Origin of the sequence: Microbacterium sp. 13-71-7 (assembly GCF_002257455.1) — a bacterium.
GTDB lineage: Bacteria > Actinomycetota > Actinomycetes > Actinomycetales > Microbacteriaceae > Microbacterium.
In genome coordinates, this window is the sequence record NZ_NCKN01000080.1 from 1 (window position 1) to 16,245 (window position 16,245).

At 71.8% G+C, this 16,245-nt stretch carries 15 protein-coding genes; 9 read left to right on the forward strand and 6 right to left on the reverse strand.

Annotated features, from left to right (window positions below):
* A partial coding sequence (locus B7X32_RS09595) for an ATP-dependent DNA ligase (protein ID WP_292718914.1) occupies positions 1 to 876 on the forward strand: 876 nt, incomplete at its 5' end.
* A gap of 26 nt (positions 877 to 902) precedes the next feature.
* On the opposite strand, the gene B7X32_RS09600 is transcribed toward B7X32_RS09595, so the two are convergent.
* Together B7X32_RS09600 and B7X32_RS09605 are read right to left on the reverse strand one after the other, a co-directional pair.
* A complete protein-coding gene (locus B7X32_RS09600; RefSeq protein WP_292718916.1) occupies positions 903 to 1,946 on the reverse strand; it encodes an ATP-dependent DNA ligase in 1,044 nt (347 codons plus the stop codon).
* A gap of 27 nt (positions 1,947 to 1,973) precedes the next feature.
* Positions 1,974 to 3,452, reverse strand: coding sequence for an NAD(P)/FAD-dependent oxidoreductase (locus B7X32_RS09605; RefSeq protein WP_292718918.1), 1,479 nt, complete (start codon positions 3,450 to 3,452; stop codon positions 1,974 to 1,976).
* Between the two features lie 60 nt (positions 3,453 to 3,512).
* Here B7X32_RS09605 and B7X32_RS09610 point away from each other — a divergent pair, with 60 nt between their 5' ends.
* Positions 3,513 to 4,016: a hypothetical protein gene (locus B7X32_RS09610; protein WP_292718920.1), complete on the forward strand. Its 504-nt coding sequence runs from the start codon at positions 3,513 to 3,515 to the stop codon at positions 4,014 to 4,016.
* A gap of 42 nt (positions 4,017 to 4,058) precedes the next feature.
* On the opposite strand, the gene B7X32_RS09615 is transcribed toward B7X32_RS09610, so the two are convergent.
* Both B7X32_RS09615 and B7X32_RS09620 read right to left on the reverse strand, forming a co-directional pair.
* Positions 4,059 to 5,291, reverse strand: a complete 1,233-nt coding sequence (locus B7X32_RS09615; RefSeq protein ID WP_292718922.1) for an acyl-CoA dehydrogenase family protein — start codon at positions 5,289 to 5,291, stop codon at positions 4,059 to 4,061.
* Between the two features lie 181 nt (positions 5,292 to 5,472).
* Complete coding sequence (locus B7X32_RS09620) at positions 5,473 to 6,144, reverse strand: TetR family transcriptional regulator (RefSeq protein ID WP_292718924.1); 672 nt, start codon at positions 6,142 to 6,144, stop codon at positions 5,473 to 5,475.
* A gap of 195 nt (positions 6,145 to 6,339) precedes the next feature.
* On the opposite strand from B7X32_RS09620, the gene sucC reads away from it, so the two are divergent.
* A complete protein-coding gene (gene sucC, locus B7X32_RS09625; protein ID WP_292718926.1) occupies positions 6,340 to 7,506 on the forward strand; it encodes an ADP-forming succinate--CoA ligase subunit beta in 1,167 nt (388 codons plus the stop codon).
* Between the two features lie 27 nt (positions 7,507 to 7,533).
* A complete protein-coding gene (gene sucD / locus B7X32_RS09630; RefSeq protein ID WP_292718928.1) occupies positions 7,534 to 8,436 on the forward strand; it encodes a succinate--CoA ligase subunit alpha in 903 nt (300 codons plus the stop codon).
* Positions 8,437 to 8,504: 68 nt separating this feature from the next.
* Here sucD and B7X32_RS09635 read toward each other — a convergent pair whose 3' ends face one another.
* The gene (locus B7X32_RS09635) at positions 8,505 to 9,458 is read right to left on the reverse strand and encodes a helix-turn-helix domain-containing protein (RefSeq protein ID WP_292718930.1); all 954 of its coding nucleotides are present in this window, start codon (positions 9,456 to 9,458) and stop codon (positions 8,505 to 8,507) included.
* 70 nt (positions 9,459 to 9,528) lie between these two features.
* On the opposite strand from B7X32_RS09635, the gene B7X32_RS09640 reads away from it, so the two are divergent.
* Positions 9,529 to 10,284 carry an MBL fold metallo-hydrolase gene (locus B7X32_RS09640; protein ID WP_292718932.1) on the forward strand — a complete coding sequence of 252 codons (756 nt, stop codon included), beginning with the start codon at positions 9,529 to 9,531 and terminating at the stop codon, positions 10,282 to 10,284.
* 173 nt (positions 10,285 to 10,457) lie between these two features.
* Here B7X32_RS09640 and B7X32_RS09645 read toward each other — a convergent pair whose 3' ends face one another.
* The gene (locus B7X32_RS09645; protein WP_292718934.1) at positions 10,458 to 11,879 is read right to left on the reverse strand and encodes an NCS2 family permease; all 1,422 of its coding nucleotides are present in this window, start codon (positions 11,877 to 11,879) and stop codon (positions 10,458 to 10,460) included.
* Between the two features lie 114 nt (positions 11,880 to 11,993).
* Here B7X32_RS09645 and B7X32_RS09650 point away from each other — a divergent pair, with 114 nt between their 5' ends.
* The 4 genes from B7X32_RS09650 to B7X32_RS09665 all read left to right on the forward strand — a co-directional run.
* Positions 11,994 to 13,253 carry a DUF6350 family protein gene (locus tag B7X32_RS09650; protein ID WP_292718936.1) on the forward strand — a complete coding sequence of 420 codons (1,260 nt, stop codon included), beginning with the start codon at positions 11,994 to 11,996 and terminating at the stop codon, positions 13,251 to 13,253.
* A gap of 34 nt (positions 13,254 to 13,287) precedes the next feature.
* Positions 13,288 to 13,908, forward strand: coding sequence for a phosphoribosylglycinamide formyltransferase (gene purN / locus B7X32_RS09655; protein WP_292718939.1), 621 nt, complete (start codon positions 13,288 to 13,290; stop codon positions 13,906 to 13,908).
* Between the two features lie 32 nt (positions 13,909 to 13,940).
* Positions 13,941 to 15,548: a bifunctional phosphoribosylaminoimidazolecarboxamide formyltransferase/IMP cyclohydrolase gene (gene purH, locus B7X32_RS09660; protein WP_292718941.1), complete on the forward strand. Its 1,608-nt coding sequence runs from the start codon at positions 13,941 to 13,943 to the stop codon at positions 15,546 to 15,548.
* Positions 15,549 to 15,651: 103 nt separating this feature from the next.
* The coding region (locus B7X32_RS09665; RefSeq protein ID WP_292718943.1) for an Ada metal-binding domain-containing protein at positions 15,652 to 16,245 on the forward strand (594 nt) is incomplete at its 3' end.

Consider the following 16,245-nt stretch of genomic DNA (forward strand, 5'->3'; position numbering starts at 1 on the left):
CTCGAGCGCTACCGCGATGGCATCGACGGCGAGAGCTTCTTCTCGAAGAACCCGCCCAAGGGCACCCCCGACTTCGTGCAGAGCGTGATGTGCACGTACAACAGCGGCCGCAAGCATCCGCAGATCGTGCTCACGGAGACGGCGGCGATCGTCTGGGCCGTGCAGATGAACACGGTCGTGTTCCACCCCTGGGCCTCGCTCGCGTCGAACACCGACAACCCGGTGGAGCTGCGCATCGACCTCGACCCGCAGCCGGGTACCGGCATCGCGGAGGCGATCCCCGCGGCGCACGAGCTGCGGGCGGTGCTGCGGGAGGCGGGGCTCGAGGCCTTCATCAAGACCAGCGGCAACCGCGGGCTGCACGTGTTCTGCCCGATCGTGCCGGAGTGGGAGTTCCTCACCGTGCGGCACGCCGTGATCGCGGCGGGACGCGAGCTGGAGCGGCGGATGCCCGATCGCGTGACCACGGCGTGGTGGAAGGAGGAGCGCGGCGAGCGCATCTTCGTGGACTTCAACCAGGCCAACCGCGACCGCACGATGGCGGGCGCCTACAGCCCGCGCGCGCTGCCGGCGGCGACCGTGTCGACCCCGATCTCGTGGGACGAGCTGGACGACGTGGATCCGACGCGCTTCACGGTCCGCACCGTGCCGCAGCGCCTGGCCGACCTCGGCGATCCGTGGGCGCGCATGCAGGACGCCCCTGGGTGCATCGACACGCTGCTGAGCTGGTGGGACCGCGACGTGGAGAACGGGCTCGGCGAGATGCCGTTCCCGCCGGAGTTCCCGAAGATGCCCGGCGAGCCCCCGCGCGTGCAGCCCTCGAAGAAGGTCGCCGCGAATTGGGACGAGAACGGCGAGCCCGTCCCCGGTCGCTGAGCCGCCGGCAGCGCGCCGGGCGCTCGTCAGTCGATGACGTCGGCGAGGTCGTAGCCGTCGACCGTCTCCAGCTGCTCGTAGGTGCAGGAGCGCGGATCCCGGTCGTCGCGCCAGCGCTCGAACTGCACGGTGTGACGGAAGCGCCAGCCCTCGAGCTGGTCATAGCGCACCTCGAGCGCGCGCTCGGGGCGCAGCCGCACGAACGAGGTGTCCTTCGACGCGCTGAACCGGGAGCGCTCGCCGTCGCCCGTGACCGCGGCGCCGGACTCGTCGCGCTCCACGAGCGGTGCGAGGTCCTCGACGAGCTGCTGGCGCATCGCGTCGCTCCATGCCGCGACGCCGCCCACCTGGCGCAGCACGCCGTCCTCCCCGTACAGGCCGACGAGGAGGGATCCGACCCCGGATCCGCTCTTGTGGATGCGGTAGCCGAGCGCGACCACATCGGCGGTGCGGGCGTGCTTGACCTTGAACAGCGTGCGCTTGTTGGGCGCGTACGGCTGGTCCAGAGGCTTCGCGACGATGCCGTCGAGCCCCGCGCCCTCGAATTCGGCGAGCCAGCGCCGGGCGGTGTCCTGATCCTTGGTCGTGCGCGTGAGGTGCAGCGGATGCGGCACCCCGTCGAGCAGGCGCTCGAGCCTGGTGCGGCGCTCGCCGAAGGGCAGCTCTTGCAGATCCTCGTCGCCCGCCGCGAGCAGGTCGAACGCGATGAACATCGCGGGGGTCTCGGCGGAGAGCTTCAGCACCCGCGAGGCGGCGGGATGGATCCGCTGGCTCAGCGCCTCCCAGTCCAGCCGCTGCGATCCCTCGGGACCGGTGGCGACCACGATCTCGCCGTCGAGCAGGCACGGACCGGGCAGCAGCCGCGGGATCGCCTCGACGAGCTCGGGGAAGTACCGGGTCAGCGGCTTCGCTCCGCGGGAGCCGATCTCGACCGTCTCACCGTCCCAGGACACGAGTCCGCGGAAGCCGTCCCACTTCGGTTCGTAGAGCAGGCCACCGGGGAACTTCGCCGGATCCGGCACGGTCGTGGCGGCCTTCGCGAGCATCGGTGCGGGGATCTCGTAGCGCATGGACCCCATCCTGCCGCCCGACGGCCCTCAATGGCTATCGGGCGAGTCCGCCGGCGTGGATCCGAACAGGTCTCCGAGCTCGACGCGCGCTCCCGCGTCGGCGAGCACGGTGCGCGCCGCGTGCCAGCCGGCCATGAAGTTCACGCCGGGGCCGGGCGGCGTCGCCGCCGAGGCGAGATAGACGCCGGCCATCGGCGCGCGCCATGGGGTGGGGGAGAGCACCGGCCGCACCACGGCCTGACGCATCGTGAACGCGCCGCCGAAGATGTCGCCGCCGATCTCGGCCGGATTGAGGTGCGCGCGCTGACGCGGGGTGACGGCATGGCTCGCGAGGATGCGGTCGCGGAATCCGGGAGCGAATCGCTCGATCTGCCGGCTCACGAGCTCTGTCGCGTCGACGTCGGAGTTCGCGGGGGCGTGGATGTAGGCCCACAGCGCCTGCTTCCCCGCGGGGGCCCTTGTGGCGTCGAGCACGGAAGGCTGCGCCACGAGCGCGTACGGGCGCTCCGACACCCGGCCCTGGGCGACGGCGTTCTCGCTCGCCCACACCTCGGCGCGCGTGCCGCCGACGTGCACGGTCGGGGAGAGGGCGACATCGGGGTTCGTCCACGGCACCGGTCCGTCCAGCGCGAAGTCCACCTTCGCCGCCGCGGCGCCGTAGCGGTACGCGCGGATCGCCCTCGCATAGTGCGGGGGCACGTCGCGCAGCGTGAGCGCGAGCCGCGGGGAGGAGTTCAGCAGCAGCACGTCGCCGCGGGCCGGATCCCCCCAGTCCAGCGCGGAGAGGTCGACCACGCGCGTGCCGGTGCGGATCGTGCCGCCGTGCGCGCGCAGGTCCTCGGCGAGCACGTCCGCGATCCGCTGGGCGCCCCCGCGGGGGTACGCCCAGCCCCCGGCGTGCGCCTGGGCCATGAGGAGCAGGCCCGCAGCGGCGCCGCTCGGCGCGGGCAGGGCGGTGTTCGCGTGCGCGACGACACCCGCCACGAGGGCGGCGGCCTCCGGCGTGCGGAAGGTGCGCTCGGCCATCGCCGAGCCCTGTTCGAGCGTGCGCAGTCCGTAGCGCACCGCGGTGATCGGCGCACGGGGGATCCGCAGCAGGGATCCGCCGGTGAAGTCCAGGACGCCCTCGATGTGCGAGCTCAGCGGGCGCAGCAGCGCACGCCAGGCGCGGGCATCGGGGCCGAGCGCATCGGCCGTGCGCTCGAGGTCGTGCCAGGCGATCCCGGCGCGCCCGTCGTCGAGCGGATGCGCATATGCCGCTTCGGGAATGATCCAGTCGATCCGGTCGCGACCGAACGCGCGGAGGAACGGGGAGGAGTAGGCGGCGGGGTGCACGGCCGAGCACACGTCGTGCACGAACCCGGGGAGCGTGACCGCGGCGCTGCGCACCCCGCCGCCGATCGTGGCGCCCGCTTCGAGCACCTCGACGGCGTAGCCGGCTCGCGCGAGCGAGACGGCCGCGGCGAGCCCGTTCGGCCCGCTTCCGATGACGGTGGCGCGGGGCATGCCGCCAGTCTTTCACGCGCGCAGGACGCACCGAGCAGAACGTGGGATCCTTGAAGCAATATGAACGAAGTCCAGGGTCCCACCCCCACCGGAAGCTCCCGTCCCTACAAGTCGCTCGCCGAGGCACTGCGCGGCCAGCGCATCGATCCGGTCAACCACGACTTCATCCGTGCGATCGTCGAGGCCGTCGACATCAGCACCTTCATCGACCGCGGCCGTTACATCGAGGCGGTCCGGCGCGGTGAGGGCGCGGCCCTGCACATCGGGCGCACCTACACCAACGGCTTCGCCGAGGACGAGCAGGTGCTCGTCGCCGGGCGTGCGCTGCCGCTCGCGCCGAGCGAGGGCAGGGCGCCGTACTTCTACGTCACCCACCCCAGCGAGCTGCTCGGGGCGCCGGCCGGAGCCTCGCGTCCTGCGCGCGCCGCCGGCACCCGTGCCCCCGCGAAGCCGAAGCCCGAGCCGCGCGCGCCGAAGGCGACGCCGGTCGCGGACCGCGACTACGGCATCTGCGATGTGTGCTTCATGGTGAAGACGCCCTCCGGAGGCTGCGGCTGCGACTGAGTCACAGGGCGGGCTGTCCGTCCCGGACGAACGGCCCGCCTGTCAGGCGAAGGCGCTCATCCCGGTGATGTCGCGGCCGATCAGCAGGGCCTGCACGCTCTCCGTGCCCTCGTAGGTGTGGATCGCCTCGATGTCGGCCATGTGCTGCATGACGCCGTTCTCGAGCAGGATCCCGTTGCCGCCGAGCAGATCGCGGGCGATCTGGGCGACCCGCCGCGCGGCGCGGGTGTTGTGGAACTTCGCGAGCGACGCCTGCGTCGGGCGGAGCGTTCCCGCCTCGTCCATGTCGGCCATGCGGCGGCAGTACAGCTGCATCGCGGTGAGCTCCTCGAGCATGTGCGTGAGGCGCTCCTGCACCATCTGGAACTTCGCGAGCGGCTTGCCGAACTGCACGCGCGTCTTCGCATACGCGAGCGCCGCCTCGTAGCAGGCGGTCGCGTGCCCGAGTGCGGACCAGGCGACCCCGGAGCGCGTGGCGTACAGCACGGTCGAAGCGTCCTTGAAGCTGCGCGTGCCCGGCAGCACCGCGTCGAGCGGCACGCGCACGTCGTCGAGGCGGATGTGCGCCTGGTGGATGCCTCGCAGCGACACCTTCCCGGTGATGACGGAACCCTGGTATCCCGGGCGGTCCTGCTCGACGAGGAAGCAGCGCACGGTGCCGTGCTCTGCGGCGCCCTCGTCGTCGACGCGCGCCCAGACGAAGGTGATGCCGCCCGAGGCACCGTTGCCGATCCACTTCTTCGCCCCGCGCAGCACCCACTCCTCGCCGTCGCGTCGCGCCACGGTCTCGAGCGAGACGGAGTCGGATCCGTGATCGGGCTCGGTGAGCGCGAAGGAACCTAGCGCGGAGCCGTCGGCGAGCGGGACGAGCCAGCGCTCCTGCTGCTCCGCGCTGCCGAACAGCGCGAGCGTGCGCAGGGCGAGCCCGCCCTGCACGGCGAGGACGGTGCCGAGGGAGCCGTCGCCGCGGGAGATCTCCATGTTCACGAGGCCCGCCGCGAGGGGGCTCATCCGGGTGAGGGCGGGGTGGACGATGCCGTCCACGACGAGGTCCATCTCGCCCATCCGGTGCGCGACCTCGAGCGGGTACTCCGCACGGTCCCACGCGTCCCGCATCTGCGGGCCGACCTCGTCGACGTAGGCCTGCGCCCGCTCCCAGTGCGCGCGGTCGGCGGCGGGGATGTCGGAGAAGACCTCGTAGTAGTCGGTGCCGCAGCGTCCCGTCACGTCGTAGGAGGTGACGGCTTCGCCGGGGAAGAGGGCGTCGTTGCTCATGGGGTCTCCATCCAGGGAGTGAGACTCAGTCTCAAGATTCATGAGACAGCGTACCGCCAATCGCCCGGATCCCGCGACGCCGGAGCGCACGGCAGAGCACCGGCCGGATCGCGGACAGGAGCGCACGCCGACGGCGCCCCCATGGCGGCTCGCAGCGGCGGGCGAACGGACGGAGCGGGGGTCAGTCCAGTTCGTCGCGGAGGCGCCGGGTGATCTCCGCCATGGGCATCGAGCGCGGGAACACGGCCACGACGACCGCGTCCTCGCCCGGATCCGCGACGGAGTCGGGGTGCACGCCGTAGCGGCGGAGCACATCGTCGAGGGCGCGCCGCAGCGCCGCGGCCGAGGTGCGGGATCCGCGCAGCAGGCGGCGCAGCACGTGGTTGTGCACCGCCGTCACGAGCGCGGCGAACCCCACTGCGTCGAGCGGATCCAGATCCGGCATCGAGCGGCGCAGGTACTCGTCGAACAGGCGCTCGTAGCGGAACACCGTCACGATCTCGCGGTCGCGGAGCGTCGGCACCTCGCGCACCACCTGGTAGCGCAGTCGCGCCATCTCCGGGTCGGCGGCGAAGGAGCGGAACACCATCAGAGACCCGTCGCACACGGCCGTCCACGGGTTCGCATGCGGGCGCTCGAGGTAGCGGCGCAGCCCGTCGAGGAGCTCCTCATGATCTGCGAAGACGACATCGTCCTTGCCGCCGAACTGGCGGAAGAACGTGGAGCGCGAGATGCCTGCGGCCTTGGCGATCTGCTCGACCGAGGTCGAGTCGAAGCCCTGGGCGGAGAACAGCTCGAGCGCAGCGCGCACCACGGCGGTGCGAGCGGGGGACACGTCGGCGTGCTCGGTCATAGGAGGAGCCTAGTTGTCCGGATCCTGCGCGGGGGTGCCGACTCATCCGACGTCTCGCGGGCCAGACGGGCGGCGGCGCACGCGGTCAGGAAGCGTGATTCCGCGGTAGTAGGCTGGCCTATCGGGTCGACTCACATCGACACCCGACAGAATTCCTGTCGCGTCCCATTCGTCGCAACCAGCGAAGGACTGCACGTGGACCTCTACGAGTACCAGGCACGAGACCTTTTCGAGAAGTACGGAGTGCCGGTCCTCGCCGGCATCGTCGCTGACACCCCCGAGGAGGTGAAGGCAGCGGCGGAGAAGCTCGGCGGAGTGGTCGTCGTCAAGGCGCAGGTCAAGACCGGCGGCCGCGGCAAGGCCGGTGGCGTGAAGGTCGCCAAGAACCCCGACGAGGCGTATGAGGCGGCCAAGGCGATCCTCGGCCTCAACATCAAGGGCCACGTCGTCAAGCGCGTCATGGTCGCGGCCGGCGCCCGCATCGCCCGGGAGTTCTACTTCTCCGTGCTGCTGGACCGCTCCAACCGCTCCTACCTGAGCCTCGCCTCGGTCGAGGGCGGCATGGAGATCGAGCAGCTTGCCGTCGAGAAGCCCGAGGCTCTCGCCCGCGTCGAGGTCAACCCGCTCGAGGGGATCACCCCCGAGAAGGCGCTCGAGATCGCCAAGGCCGGCAACTTCGAGCCGGGTCTGGCCGAGAAGGTCGCCGACGTCTTCGTGAAGCTGTACGAGGTCTACAAGGGCGAGGACGCGACCCTGGTCGAGGTCAACCCGCTCGTGCAGACCGAGGAGGGCGACATCATCGCCCTCGACGGCAAGGTCACGCTCGACGACAACGCCTCCGAGGTGCGCCACCCCGAGCACGAGGAGCTCGCCGACAAGGCGACCGAGAACCCGCTCGAGGCCAAGGCCAAGGAGTCGGGCCTGAACTACGTCAAGCTCGACGGTCAGGTCGGCATCATCGGCAACGGCGCGGGTCTGGTCATGTCGACCCTCGACGTCGTCGCCTACGCGGGCGAGAACCACGGCGGCGTGAAGCCGGCCAACTTCCTCGACATCGGCGGCGGCGCGAACGCCCAGGTCATGGCCTCGGGCCTCGACGTGATCCTCGGCGACGAGCAGGTCAAGAGCGTCTTCGTCAACGTCTTCGGCGGCATCACCAGCTGCGTGGCCGTCGCGGAGGGCATCGTCAAGGCCCTCGAGATCCTCGGCGACACGGCCACCAAGCCGCTGGTCGTGCGCCTCGACGGCAACCAGGTCGAGGAGGGTCGCGCGATCCTCCAGGCCGCCGCCCATCCGCTCGTCACGCTCGCCGCCACCATGGACGAGGGCGCCGACAAGGCCGCCGAGCTGGCGAACGCCTGACCTTCTGACGAGACAAGGACAAGGAACATGTCGATCTACCTCAACAAGGACTCCAAGGTCATCGTCCAGGGCATCACCGGCGGCGAGGGCACCAAGCACACCGCGCTCATGCTGAAGGCGGGCACGAACGTCGTCGGCGGCGTGAACGCGCGCAAGGCCGGCACCACGGTCTCGCACACCGACAAGGACGGCAACGCCGTCGAGCTGCCGGTGTTCGGATCCGTCGCCGAGGCCATCGAGAAGACCGGCGCCAACGTCTCGGTCGCCTTCGTGCCGCCGGCGTTCACGAAGGACGCCATGGTCGAGGCCATCGACAGCGAGATCCCGCTGCTCGTCGTCATCACCGAGGGCGTGCCGGTCGGCGACTCCGCCGAGGCATGGGCGTACGCGGTCGAGAAGGGCGGGAAGACCCGCATCATCGGCCCGAACTGCCCCGGCATCATCACCCCGGGCGAGGCGCTCGCGGGCATCACCCCGGCGAACATCACCGGCAAGGGCCCGATCGGCCTCGTCTCGAAGTCGGGCACCCTGACCTACCAGATGATGTTCGAGCTGCGCGACCTGGGCTTCTCCACCGCCATCGGCATCGGCGGCGACCCGGTCATCGGCACGACGCACATCGACGCGCTCGCCGCGTTCGAGGCGGACCCCGAGACCAAGGCGATCGTCATGATCGGCGAGATCGGCGGCGACGCCGAGGAGCGCGCGGCCGAGTTCATCAAGGCCAACGTCACCAAGCCGGTCGTCGGCTACGTCGCGGGCTTCACGGCCCCCGAGGGCAAGACCATGGGCCACGCCGGCGCCATCGTCTCCGGCTCCGCGGGCACCGCGCAGGCGAAGAAGGAGGCCCTCGAGGCCGCCGGCGTCAAGGTCGGCAAGACGCCGTCCGAGACCGCCGCCCTGCTGCGCGAGGTCTACGCCGCCCTCTGAGGCACCGCACCACCCCGAGTCGTCCCCATCAGCGCACCCCAGAGCGTGCGCTGATGGGGACGACTCCGTTATGAGGGGTCCGCGAACGCGCGGCGGTGCGCGCCGGGGGTGGTGCCGTAGCGCGCACGGAAATGGTGGCGCAGGGTCACGGGGCTGCCGAAGCCGGTCCGGTGGGCGACGGCGTCGACGGGTAGATCCGAGGTCTCGAGCAGGCGGCGCGCCTCGTCCAGACGGCGCTGCAGCAGCCAGTCCCCGGGGCTCGTGCCCGTGCGGTCGCGGAAGCGGCGGCTGAACGTGCGGCGGGACAGGTGCACGGCGCCGGCCCAGGCGTCGATCGGCGTGGACTCGGAGAGCCTCCCCAGCGCCCAGGCGATCGCCTGGTCGATCTCGTCGCCGTTCCGGTCTGCGGCGAGCGGACGGGAGAGGAACTGCGCCTGCGAGCCCTCCCGGTGCGGCGCCATCACGAGCGAGCGCGCCAGGTCGGCCGCGACCGCGCTGCCGAGCTCGGTGCGGACGATGTGCAGGCAGCAGTCCAGCGCCGCGGCGACCCCGGCCGAGGTGACCACGTCGCCGAGATCCGTCCACAGCGCCTCGCAGCGCACGGTGACCTCGGGATGGCGTGCGGCGAGCTGCGGCCCCGCCGACCAGTGCGTGGAGAGCTCTCTGCCGTCCACGATGCCGCTCGCGGCCACGACGAAGGCGCCGAGGCACAGGCCCAGGATCCGGGCGCCGCGGGCGTGCGCCGCGCGCACGGCGTCGAGGAGGGCGACGCTCGGCGCGATCTCGGGATCCCAGCTCGGGATCACGACGAGGTCCGCCGTCACGAGGGCGTCGAGACCCTCGGTCACGATGAGATCCAGGCCCGCGGCGGTGGGCACGGGCCCCGGCTCCTCCGCGACCGTGACGGTGCGGTAGGCGGCGTCGTCGACCGAGCTCACGCCGACGCCGCCGAAGACCAGGAGCGGCACGGACAGGTGGAAGGGGCTGATCCCCGGGAAGGCCAGGACGGCGGCGGTGCGCATGGCCTGATCTTATCGAAAGGTGTCGCTGAGGCCACTCCTGCGAAGGGAACGATCACGCCACGATGGATCCATGACCGAGAACTCCGTGACCCTGACCCTCATCGGCGGACCGACCGCGATCATCGAGTACGCGGGCCTGCGCCTGCTGACGGATCCGACCTTCGACGCGCCGCGCACGTACGAAGGCGGCATCGCGCTGCACAAGCTGAGCGGGCCCGCGTTCGGCGCGGACGAGGTGGGTGCGATCGACGCCGTGCTGCTCTCGCACGACCAGCACCCCGACAACCTCGACGAGTTGGGACGCGCGTTCCTGCCCCGTGCGGGCGTGGTGCTGTCGACTCCGGAGGCGGCCGGACGCGTCGACGGCGTGACCGGGCTCGCCCCGTGGCAGACGCATCGCCTCGGCGAGGTGGAGGTGACCGCGGTGCCCGCACTGCACGGGCCCGAGGGCGCGGAGGAGCTCTCCGGCACCGTGACCGGCTTCGTGCTGAGCGCCCCGGGGGAGCCCGTGCTCTATGTCTCGGGCGACAACGCCTCGGTCGAGGTCGTCGCGGCCATCGCGGCGCGGATCGGGCGGATCGACGTCGCCGTGCTGTTCGCCGGAGCGGCCAACGTCGGGCGCTTCGGCGACGCCGACCTCACGCTCAATGCGCGCACCGCCGTCGCGGCCGCGCGCGAGCTCGGCGACGCCGTGATCGTGCCCATCCACGCCGAAGGCTGGCACCACTTCACGGAAACCCGCGAGCGCCTCGTCCGCGAGTTCGGCTACGCGGGCCTCGCGCACCGCCTGCGCATGCCCGAGGCCGGCGTTCCCCTCGCGCTCTGACCGCGCGGCGCGCGACGACGCGGGCCTTGGCCCGCCCTGCTCTGCACGTCGAGGCCCCCTCTGAGCATCGAGGCCCCCTCCCAGAAGCGTTACTGGGAGGGGGCCTCGATACTGCGAGGGGGCCTCGACGGGATCAGCCGGGATCAGACGGGATCAGCCGGGATCAGCCGGGATCAGGCGCCGAGCAGCGCCTCGATCGGGCCGCGGGCGAAGAACAGCACGAATCCGACGCCGACCACCCAGAGCAGCGGGTGGATCGTCCTGGCCCGGCCGGTGAGCGCGTTCACGACGATCCAGCTGACGAATCCGGCGCCGATGCCGTTGGCGATCGAGTACGTCATCGGCATGACGGTGACCGTGAGGAAGACCGGAAGCAGCACGCGGAAGTCGCTGAGATCGATGTTCCTGATCTGCGAGAGCATCATCGCGCCGACGAGCACCAGCGCCGCGGCGGCCACGGCGCTGGGCACGAGGGCGGTGAGCGGCGTGAAGAACATCGCGAGCAGGAAGAGCGCTCCGGTGATCGTCGTCGCGAGGCCCGTGCGCGCCCCCTCGCCGATGCCGGCGCCGGACTCGACGAAGACGGTCGCGGAGGAGGACGACGTGCCGCCGCCGACGATCGCGCCGACGCCCTCGACGACGAGCGCCGACTTGATGCGCGGGAAGTCGCCCTTCTCATCGGCGAGGTCGGCCTCCTTCGCGAGACCGGTCATCGTGCCCATCGCGTCGAAGAAGTTCGAGAACAGCAGCGTGAAGATGAACATCACCAGGGTCACGCCGCCGACCTTCGCGAGGTCGAAGCCGAAGTCGACCTGGCCGATCAGGCTCAGGTCGGGGAGACCCACGATGCTGCCGGTGAAGCCGAAGTTCTGGCCGAACGGCCAGATCAGGTTGAGGATCGCGGCGAGGACCGTTCCGCCCACGAGCGCGATGAGGATCGCGCCCTTGACGCGGAGCGCGATGAGCACGCCGCCGATCAGCAGGGTGAGGACGAACAGCAGAGTCGGGATGGAGGCGACGGATCCGCCGATGCCGAGGTCGACCGGAGGGGACGCCTGCTTCGTCGAGGTCACGAAGCCGGCGTTCACGAATCCGATGAAGGCGATGAACAGGCCGATGCCGACGGTGATGGCGAGCTTGAGCTGCACGGGGACCGCGTCGAAGATGAGCTTGCGCAGGCCGGTCGCGGCGAGCAGGACGATGATGACGCCGTTGATCATGACGAGCGCCATCGCCTCGGCCCAGGTGACCGAGCCGACCACGGTGAAGGCGAGGAAGGCGTTGATGCCGAGGCCGGCCGCGAAGGCGAACGGCAGCCGCGTGATCAGCCCGAACAGGATCGTCATGACGCCGGCGGTCAGCGCCGTGGCCGCGGCGACCGCGCCGCCCGGCAGCGTGTGGCCGGCGACGTCCGGGGTGGACAGGATGATCGGGTTGAGGATCACGATGTACGCCATCGTCACGAACGTGACGATGCCGCCGCGGATCTCGGTGCCGAGGGTGGATCCGCGCCGGGTGATCTCGAAGAAGCGGTCGACCGCGTTCTTCGGCTCGGCGGCGACGGGGTCGGACACGGGCGGGGGGACAGTTGTCATGGGGGACCTCCGCGGAAAACCGTATCGCGGGGAGGGCCTCCTCCGCGCCGTCGCGTCGCGGCCCCGCGCGCCCGCAGGGGAGCGCGAGGCGGAGCACGTAGGCTCGAAGTCGTCATGCAACGCCTCCTCATCGTGCTCCTGGCGGCGGTCGATGCGATCGTCGCCGCGGCCATCGGTCTCGCCGTGCTGCTCGCGCCTCTCGCCGTGATCTGGGCCGTCGCGTTCGGGACGAACGCCGACTGGGGAGCCCTCTGGCCGAGCGCCGCGACGCTCTGGCAGTTCGGCCACGGCGTCCCGCTCTCCGTCGCGCTTCCCGATGCGCTGGTGCGCACGGCCGGCCTGGATCCGTCCGCGGCGTCCTTCGCGCTCTCGGTGCCTCCGCTGCTCTTCCTCGGCTTCACCGCGATCTTCGCGGCGCGCTCCGGCCGCAGGGCCGCGCTCGCCGGATCCTGGATCTCGGGCGTCGTGAGCGGAACGGCGACCTTCACCGTGATCTCCGCGCTCGCGGCGCTGACCGGCGGCCTCGGGGTGCTGAAGGCGCCGCTCTGGCTCGCGATCCTGTTCCCGCCGCTGGTGTTCCTGTGCGGCGCTCTCGCCGGGGCGATCGCGACGGCGTGGAGCGAGGGCGACGGCGGCGTCGTCGACCGCGTGCAGGACGCGCTGGACCGCCGGCCGGACTGGGCGCAGGTGCCCGGCGAGGTCGTGCGAGGAGCCGCGGCCGCCGTGGCAGGCGTCATCGGGGCCGCGGCGCTCGCGGTCGCGCTCGCCGGGATCCTCCGCGGCGGGCAGAGCGTGGCGCTCTTCGAATCGCTCCGCGCCGACGGCCTCGGCGTGGTCGTGATCGGCCTCGCGCAACTCGCGTATCTGCCGACTCTCGTGGCGTGGGCGGTGGCGTGGATCGCGGGCCCCGGCTTCGCGATCGGCGCGGGCACCGCCGTCTCTCCCGCGGGCACCGTGCTGGGCGTCGTGCCGGGGGTGCCGCTGCTGGGCCTCGTGCCGGACAGCTCCTCGCCGTGGGCGCTCATCGTCGTGCTCCTGCCGATCGCCGCGGGCGCCTTCGCGGGATGGGTGATCCGCTCGCGACAGGTGTCGGCGGGGGCGGAGGCCGGGATCGGACCCCGCGTGGTGACCGCCGTCGGGATCGCCGCGCTCGCCGGCGGATCCGGAGCGCTGCTCGCGGCGCTGTCGCGCGGATCCCTCGGTCCCGGACGGCTCGCCGTCGCGGGGCCCGATCCTGGTCCTGTCGCGCTCGCCCTCGGACTCGAGCTGCTCGTCGGGGCCGCGATCCTGCTGCTCGCCCCGCGCCGCCACGGCGACGTCGACGCCGCCTGGATCGACGACGACCGGGACCGGGCGGTGGACCGTCTCACGTGATCGGCGGCCGGGAGCTCCCGGCTAGACTGTCTGGGTGCTGACGGTCGCCGTACTCATCTCGGGCACCGGCTCGAATCTTCGTGCCCTCCTCGACGCGGCCGCCGACCCCGGATTCCCGGCGCGCATCATCGTGATCGGAGCCGATCGGGAAGCCGACGGGCTCGCTCACGCCGAGGCCTTCGGGATCCCCTCCTTCGTCGTCCCCTGGGAGGCGTTCGACAGCCGTGAGGCGTGGGGCGCGGAGCTCGACGCGCAGCTGAAGGTCTGGCGACCCGACCTCATCGTGCTGAGCGGCCTGATGCGCCTGCTGCCGCGCGACGTCGTGGCGGCGTGGGCCCCGAACATCATCAACACGCACCCGGCGTTCCTGCCCGAGTTCCCCGGAGCGCACGGCGTGCGCGATGCGCTCGCGGCCGGCGCGAGCGAGACCGGAGCCAGCGTGATCGTGGTCGACGACGGCGTCGACAGCGGACCGATCCTCGCGCAGGAGCGCGTGCCGGTGCAGCCGGGGGACACCGAGTCCTCCCTGCACGAGCGCATCAAGCCCGTCGAGCGGCGTCTGCTGATCGACGTCGTCCGACGCATCGCCGAGGGTTCCCTCGACCTCGGCGCCCGCCCCCACGATCTCGGATCCCCCTCGGCCGCAGGCCGCTGACGAGAACCGACGTCTACCCGGAAGGAAACACGATGGCAGGTCCCGCCCACGACCCGTCCCTCTACCGCCCCCGCGACGCCGTGCGCATCCGTCGCGCACTGGTGTCCGTCAGCGACAAGACCGGACTCGTGCCGCTCGCGCAGTCGCTCGCCGACAACGGCATCGAGATCGTGTCGACCGGATCCACGGCGCAGGCGATCCGGGACGCGGGCCTCGCGGTCACCGACGTCGCGTCCGTGACCGGCGTCCCCGAGATGCTGGACGGGCGCGTGAAGACGCTGCACCCGGCGATCCACGGCGGCCTGCTGGCCGACCTGCGGCTCGAGGACCACGAGCGTCAGCTCGCCGAGCGGGGGATCAGCCCGTTCGAGCTCGTCGTGGTGAACCTCTACCCGTTCGTGCAGACCGTCGCCTCCGGCGCGGTCGGCGACGACGTGGTCGAGCAGATCGACATCGGCGGCCCCGCCATGGTGCGCGCCGCGGCGAAGAACCACGCCAACGTGGCGATCGTGGTGTCGCCCGAGTCCTACCCTTCGCTCGTCCGCTCGCTCGACGAGGGCGGCACCACGCTCGCCCAGCGTCGTGAGCTCGCGGCGCGCGCCTTCGCGCACACCGCCGCCTACGACACGGCCGTGGCGCAGTGGTTCTCCGACGGCACGCTGTCGAGCGAGAGCGAGCTGCCGGAGCACCTCACGATCAACGCCGAGCGGCTCGCCACGCTGCGCTACGGCGAGAACTCGCACCAGCGCGCCGCGATCTACACGCGCGCCGGCGGACACGGCATCGCCCAGGCCACGCAGCTGCAGGGCAAGGAGATGTCGTACAACAACTACGTCGACGCCGATGCGGCGCTGCGCGCGGCGTACGACATGGTGCACCCCGCGGTGGCGATCATCAAGCACGCCAACCCGTGCGGCATCGCGACGACGGCGCCCAACGCCCTGGACCCGATCGCGAGCGCGCACCTGCGCGCGCACGAGTGCGACCCGGTCTCGGCCTACGGCGGAGTGATCGCCGCGAACGGCACCGTGACGCTGAAGATGGCGGAGAACCTCAAGGACATCTTCACCGAGGTCATCGTCGCCCCGGCCTTCGAGCCGGCGGCGCTCGAGGTGTTCAAGGCGAAGAAGAACCTGCGCCTGCTGCAGCTGCCCGACGACTGGCAGCAGGAGCAGATGGACGTGCGCCTGGTCTCCGGCGGCCTGCTGCTGCAGGACGCGGACCGGTTCCCGGACGACATCGTCTCGGTCGCCAAGAACTGGGAGCTCGTCTCGGGTGAGCGCCCGGACGACCTCGAGATGGAGAACCTCATCTTCGCGTGGAAGGCGTGCCGCGCCGTGAAGTCGAACGCGATCGTGCTGTCCAAGGGGAACGCCACGGTCGGCGTCGGCATGGGCCAGGTCAACCGCGTCGACTCGTGCCGCCTCGCGGTCGAGCGGGCCGGAGATCGCGCGGCCGGATCCGTCGCCGCCTCCGATGCGTTCTTCCCGTTCGCGGACGGCGCCCAGGTGCTCATCGACGCGGGCGTCACCGCGATCGTGCAGCCGGGCGGATCCGTCCGGGACGAGGAGGTCGTGGACGCCGCCCGCAAGGCCGGCGTGACGATGTTCTTCACGGGCGAGCGCCACTTCTTCCACTGAGCCGTTCCCGGGTCGCGCTGCGTGAGCGCGGCCCGGAACGGTCGGCCACTGCCGTGTCCGATTTCCGCGAGCCTGCGGGATTCGGACGTGTCAGAGTGGAGGCATGAGCTTCCCAGGGATGACCTTCGACGAGCGGTACCGCGCGATCGACGCGCGCGACACCCGCTTCGACGGGCAGTTCGTCACGGCCGTGCGCTCGACCGGGATCTACTGCCGTCCGAGCTGCCCCGCCCGCACGCCCAAGCCCGAGAACGTCACGTTCTTCCCGACCAGCGCGGCCGCGCACGAGGCCGGCTACCGCGCCTGCAAGCGCTGCCTGCCGGAGGCGGCGCCCGGCTCGCCGGAGTGGAACCTGCGCGGCGACGTGGCGGCCCGCGCGATGCGTCTCATCGCCGACGGCATCGTCGAGCGCGAGGGCGTCCCCGGGCTCGCCGCACGGCTCGGCTACTCCTCGCGCCACCTCACCCGGCTGCTCGCCGGGGAGCTCGGCGCCGGGCCGCTCGCCCTCGCCCGCGCCCACCGCGCGCACACCGCCCGGATGCTGCTGGTCGGCACCGACCTGCCGATCGCCGACGTCGCGTTCTCCGCGGGGTTCGCCAGCGTGCGTCAGTTCAACGACACCGTGCGCGAGGTGTTCGGACTCGCGCCGGGGGAGCTCCGCGCCCGGCGCCACGGGCGCGATGCGCTGGCCGCCGCC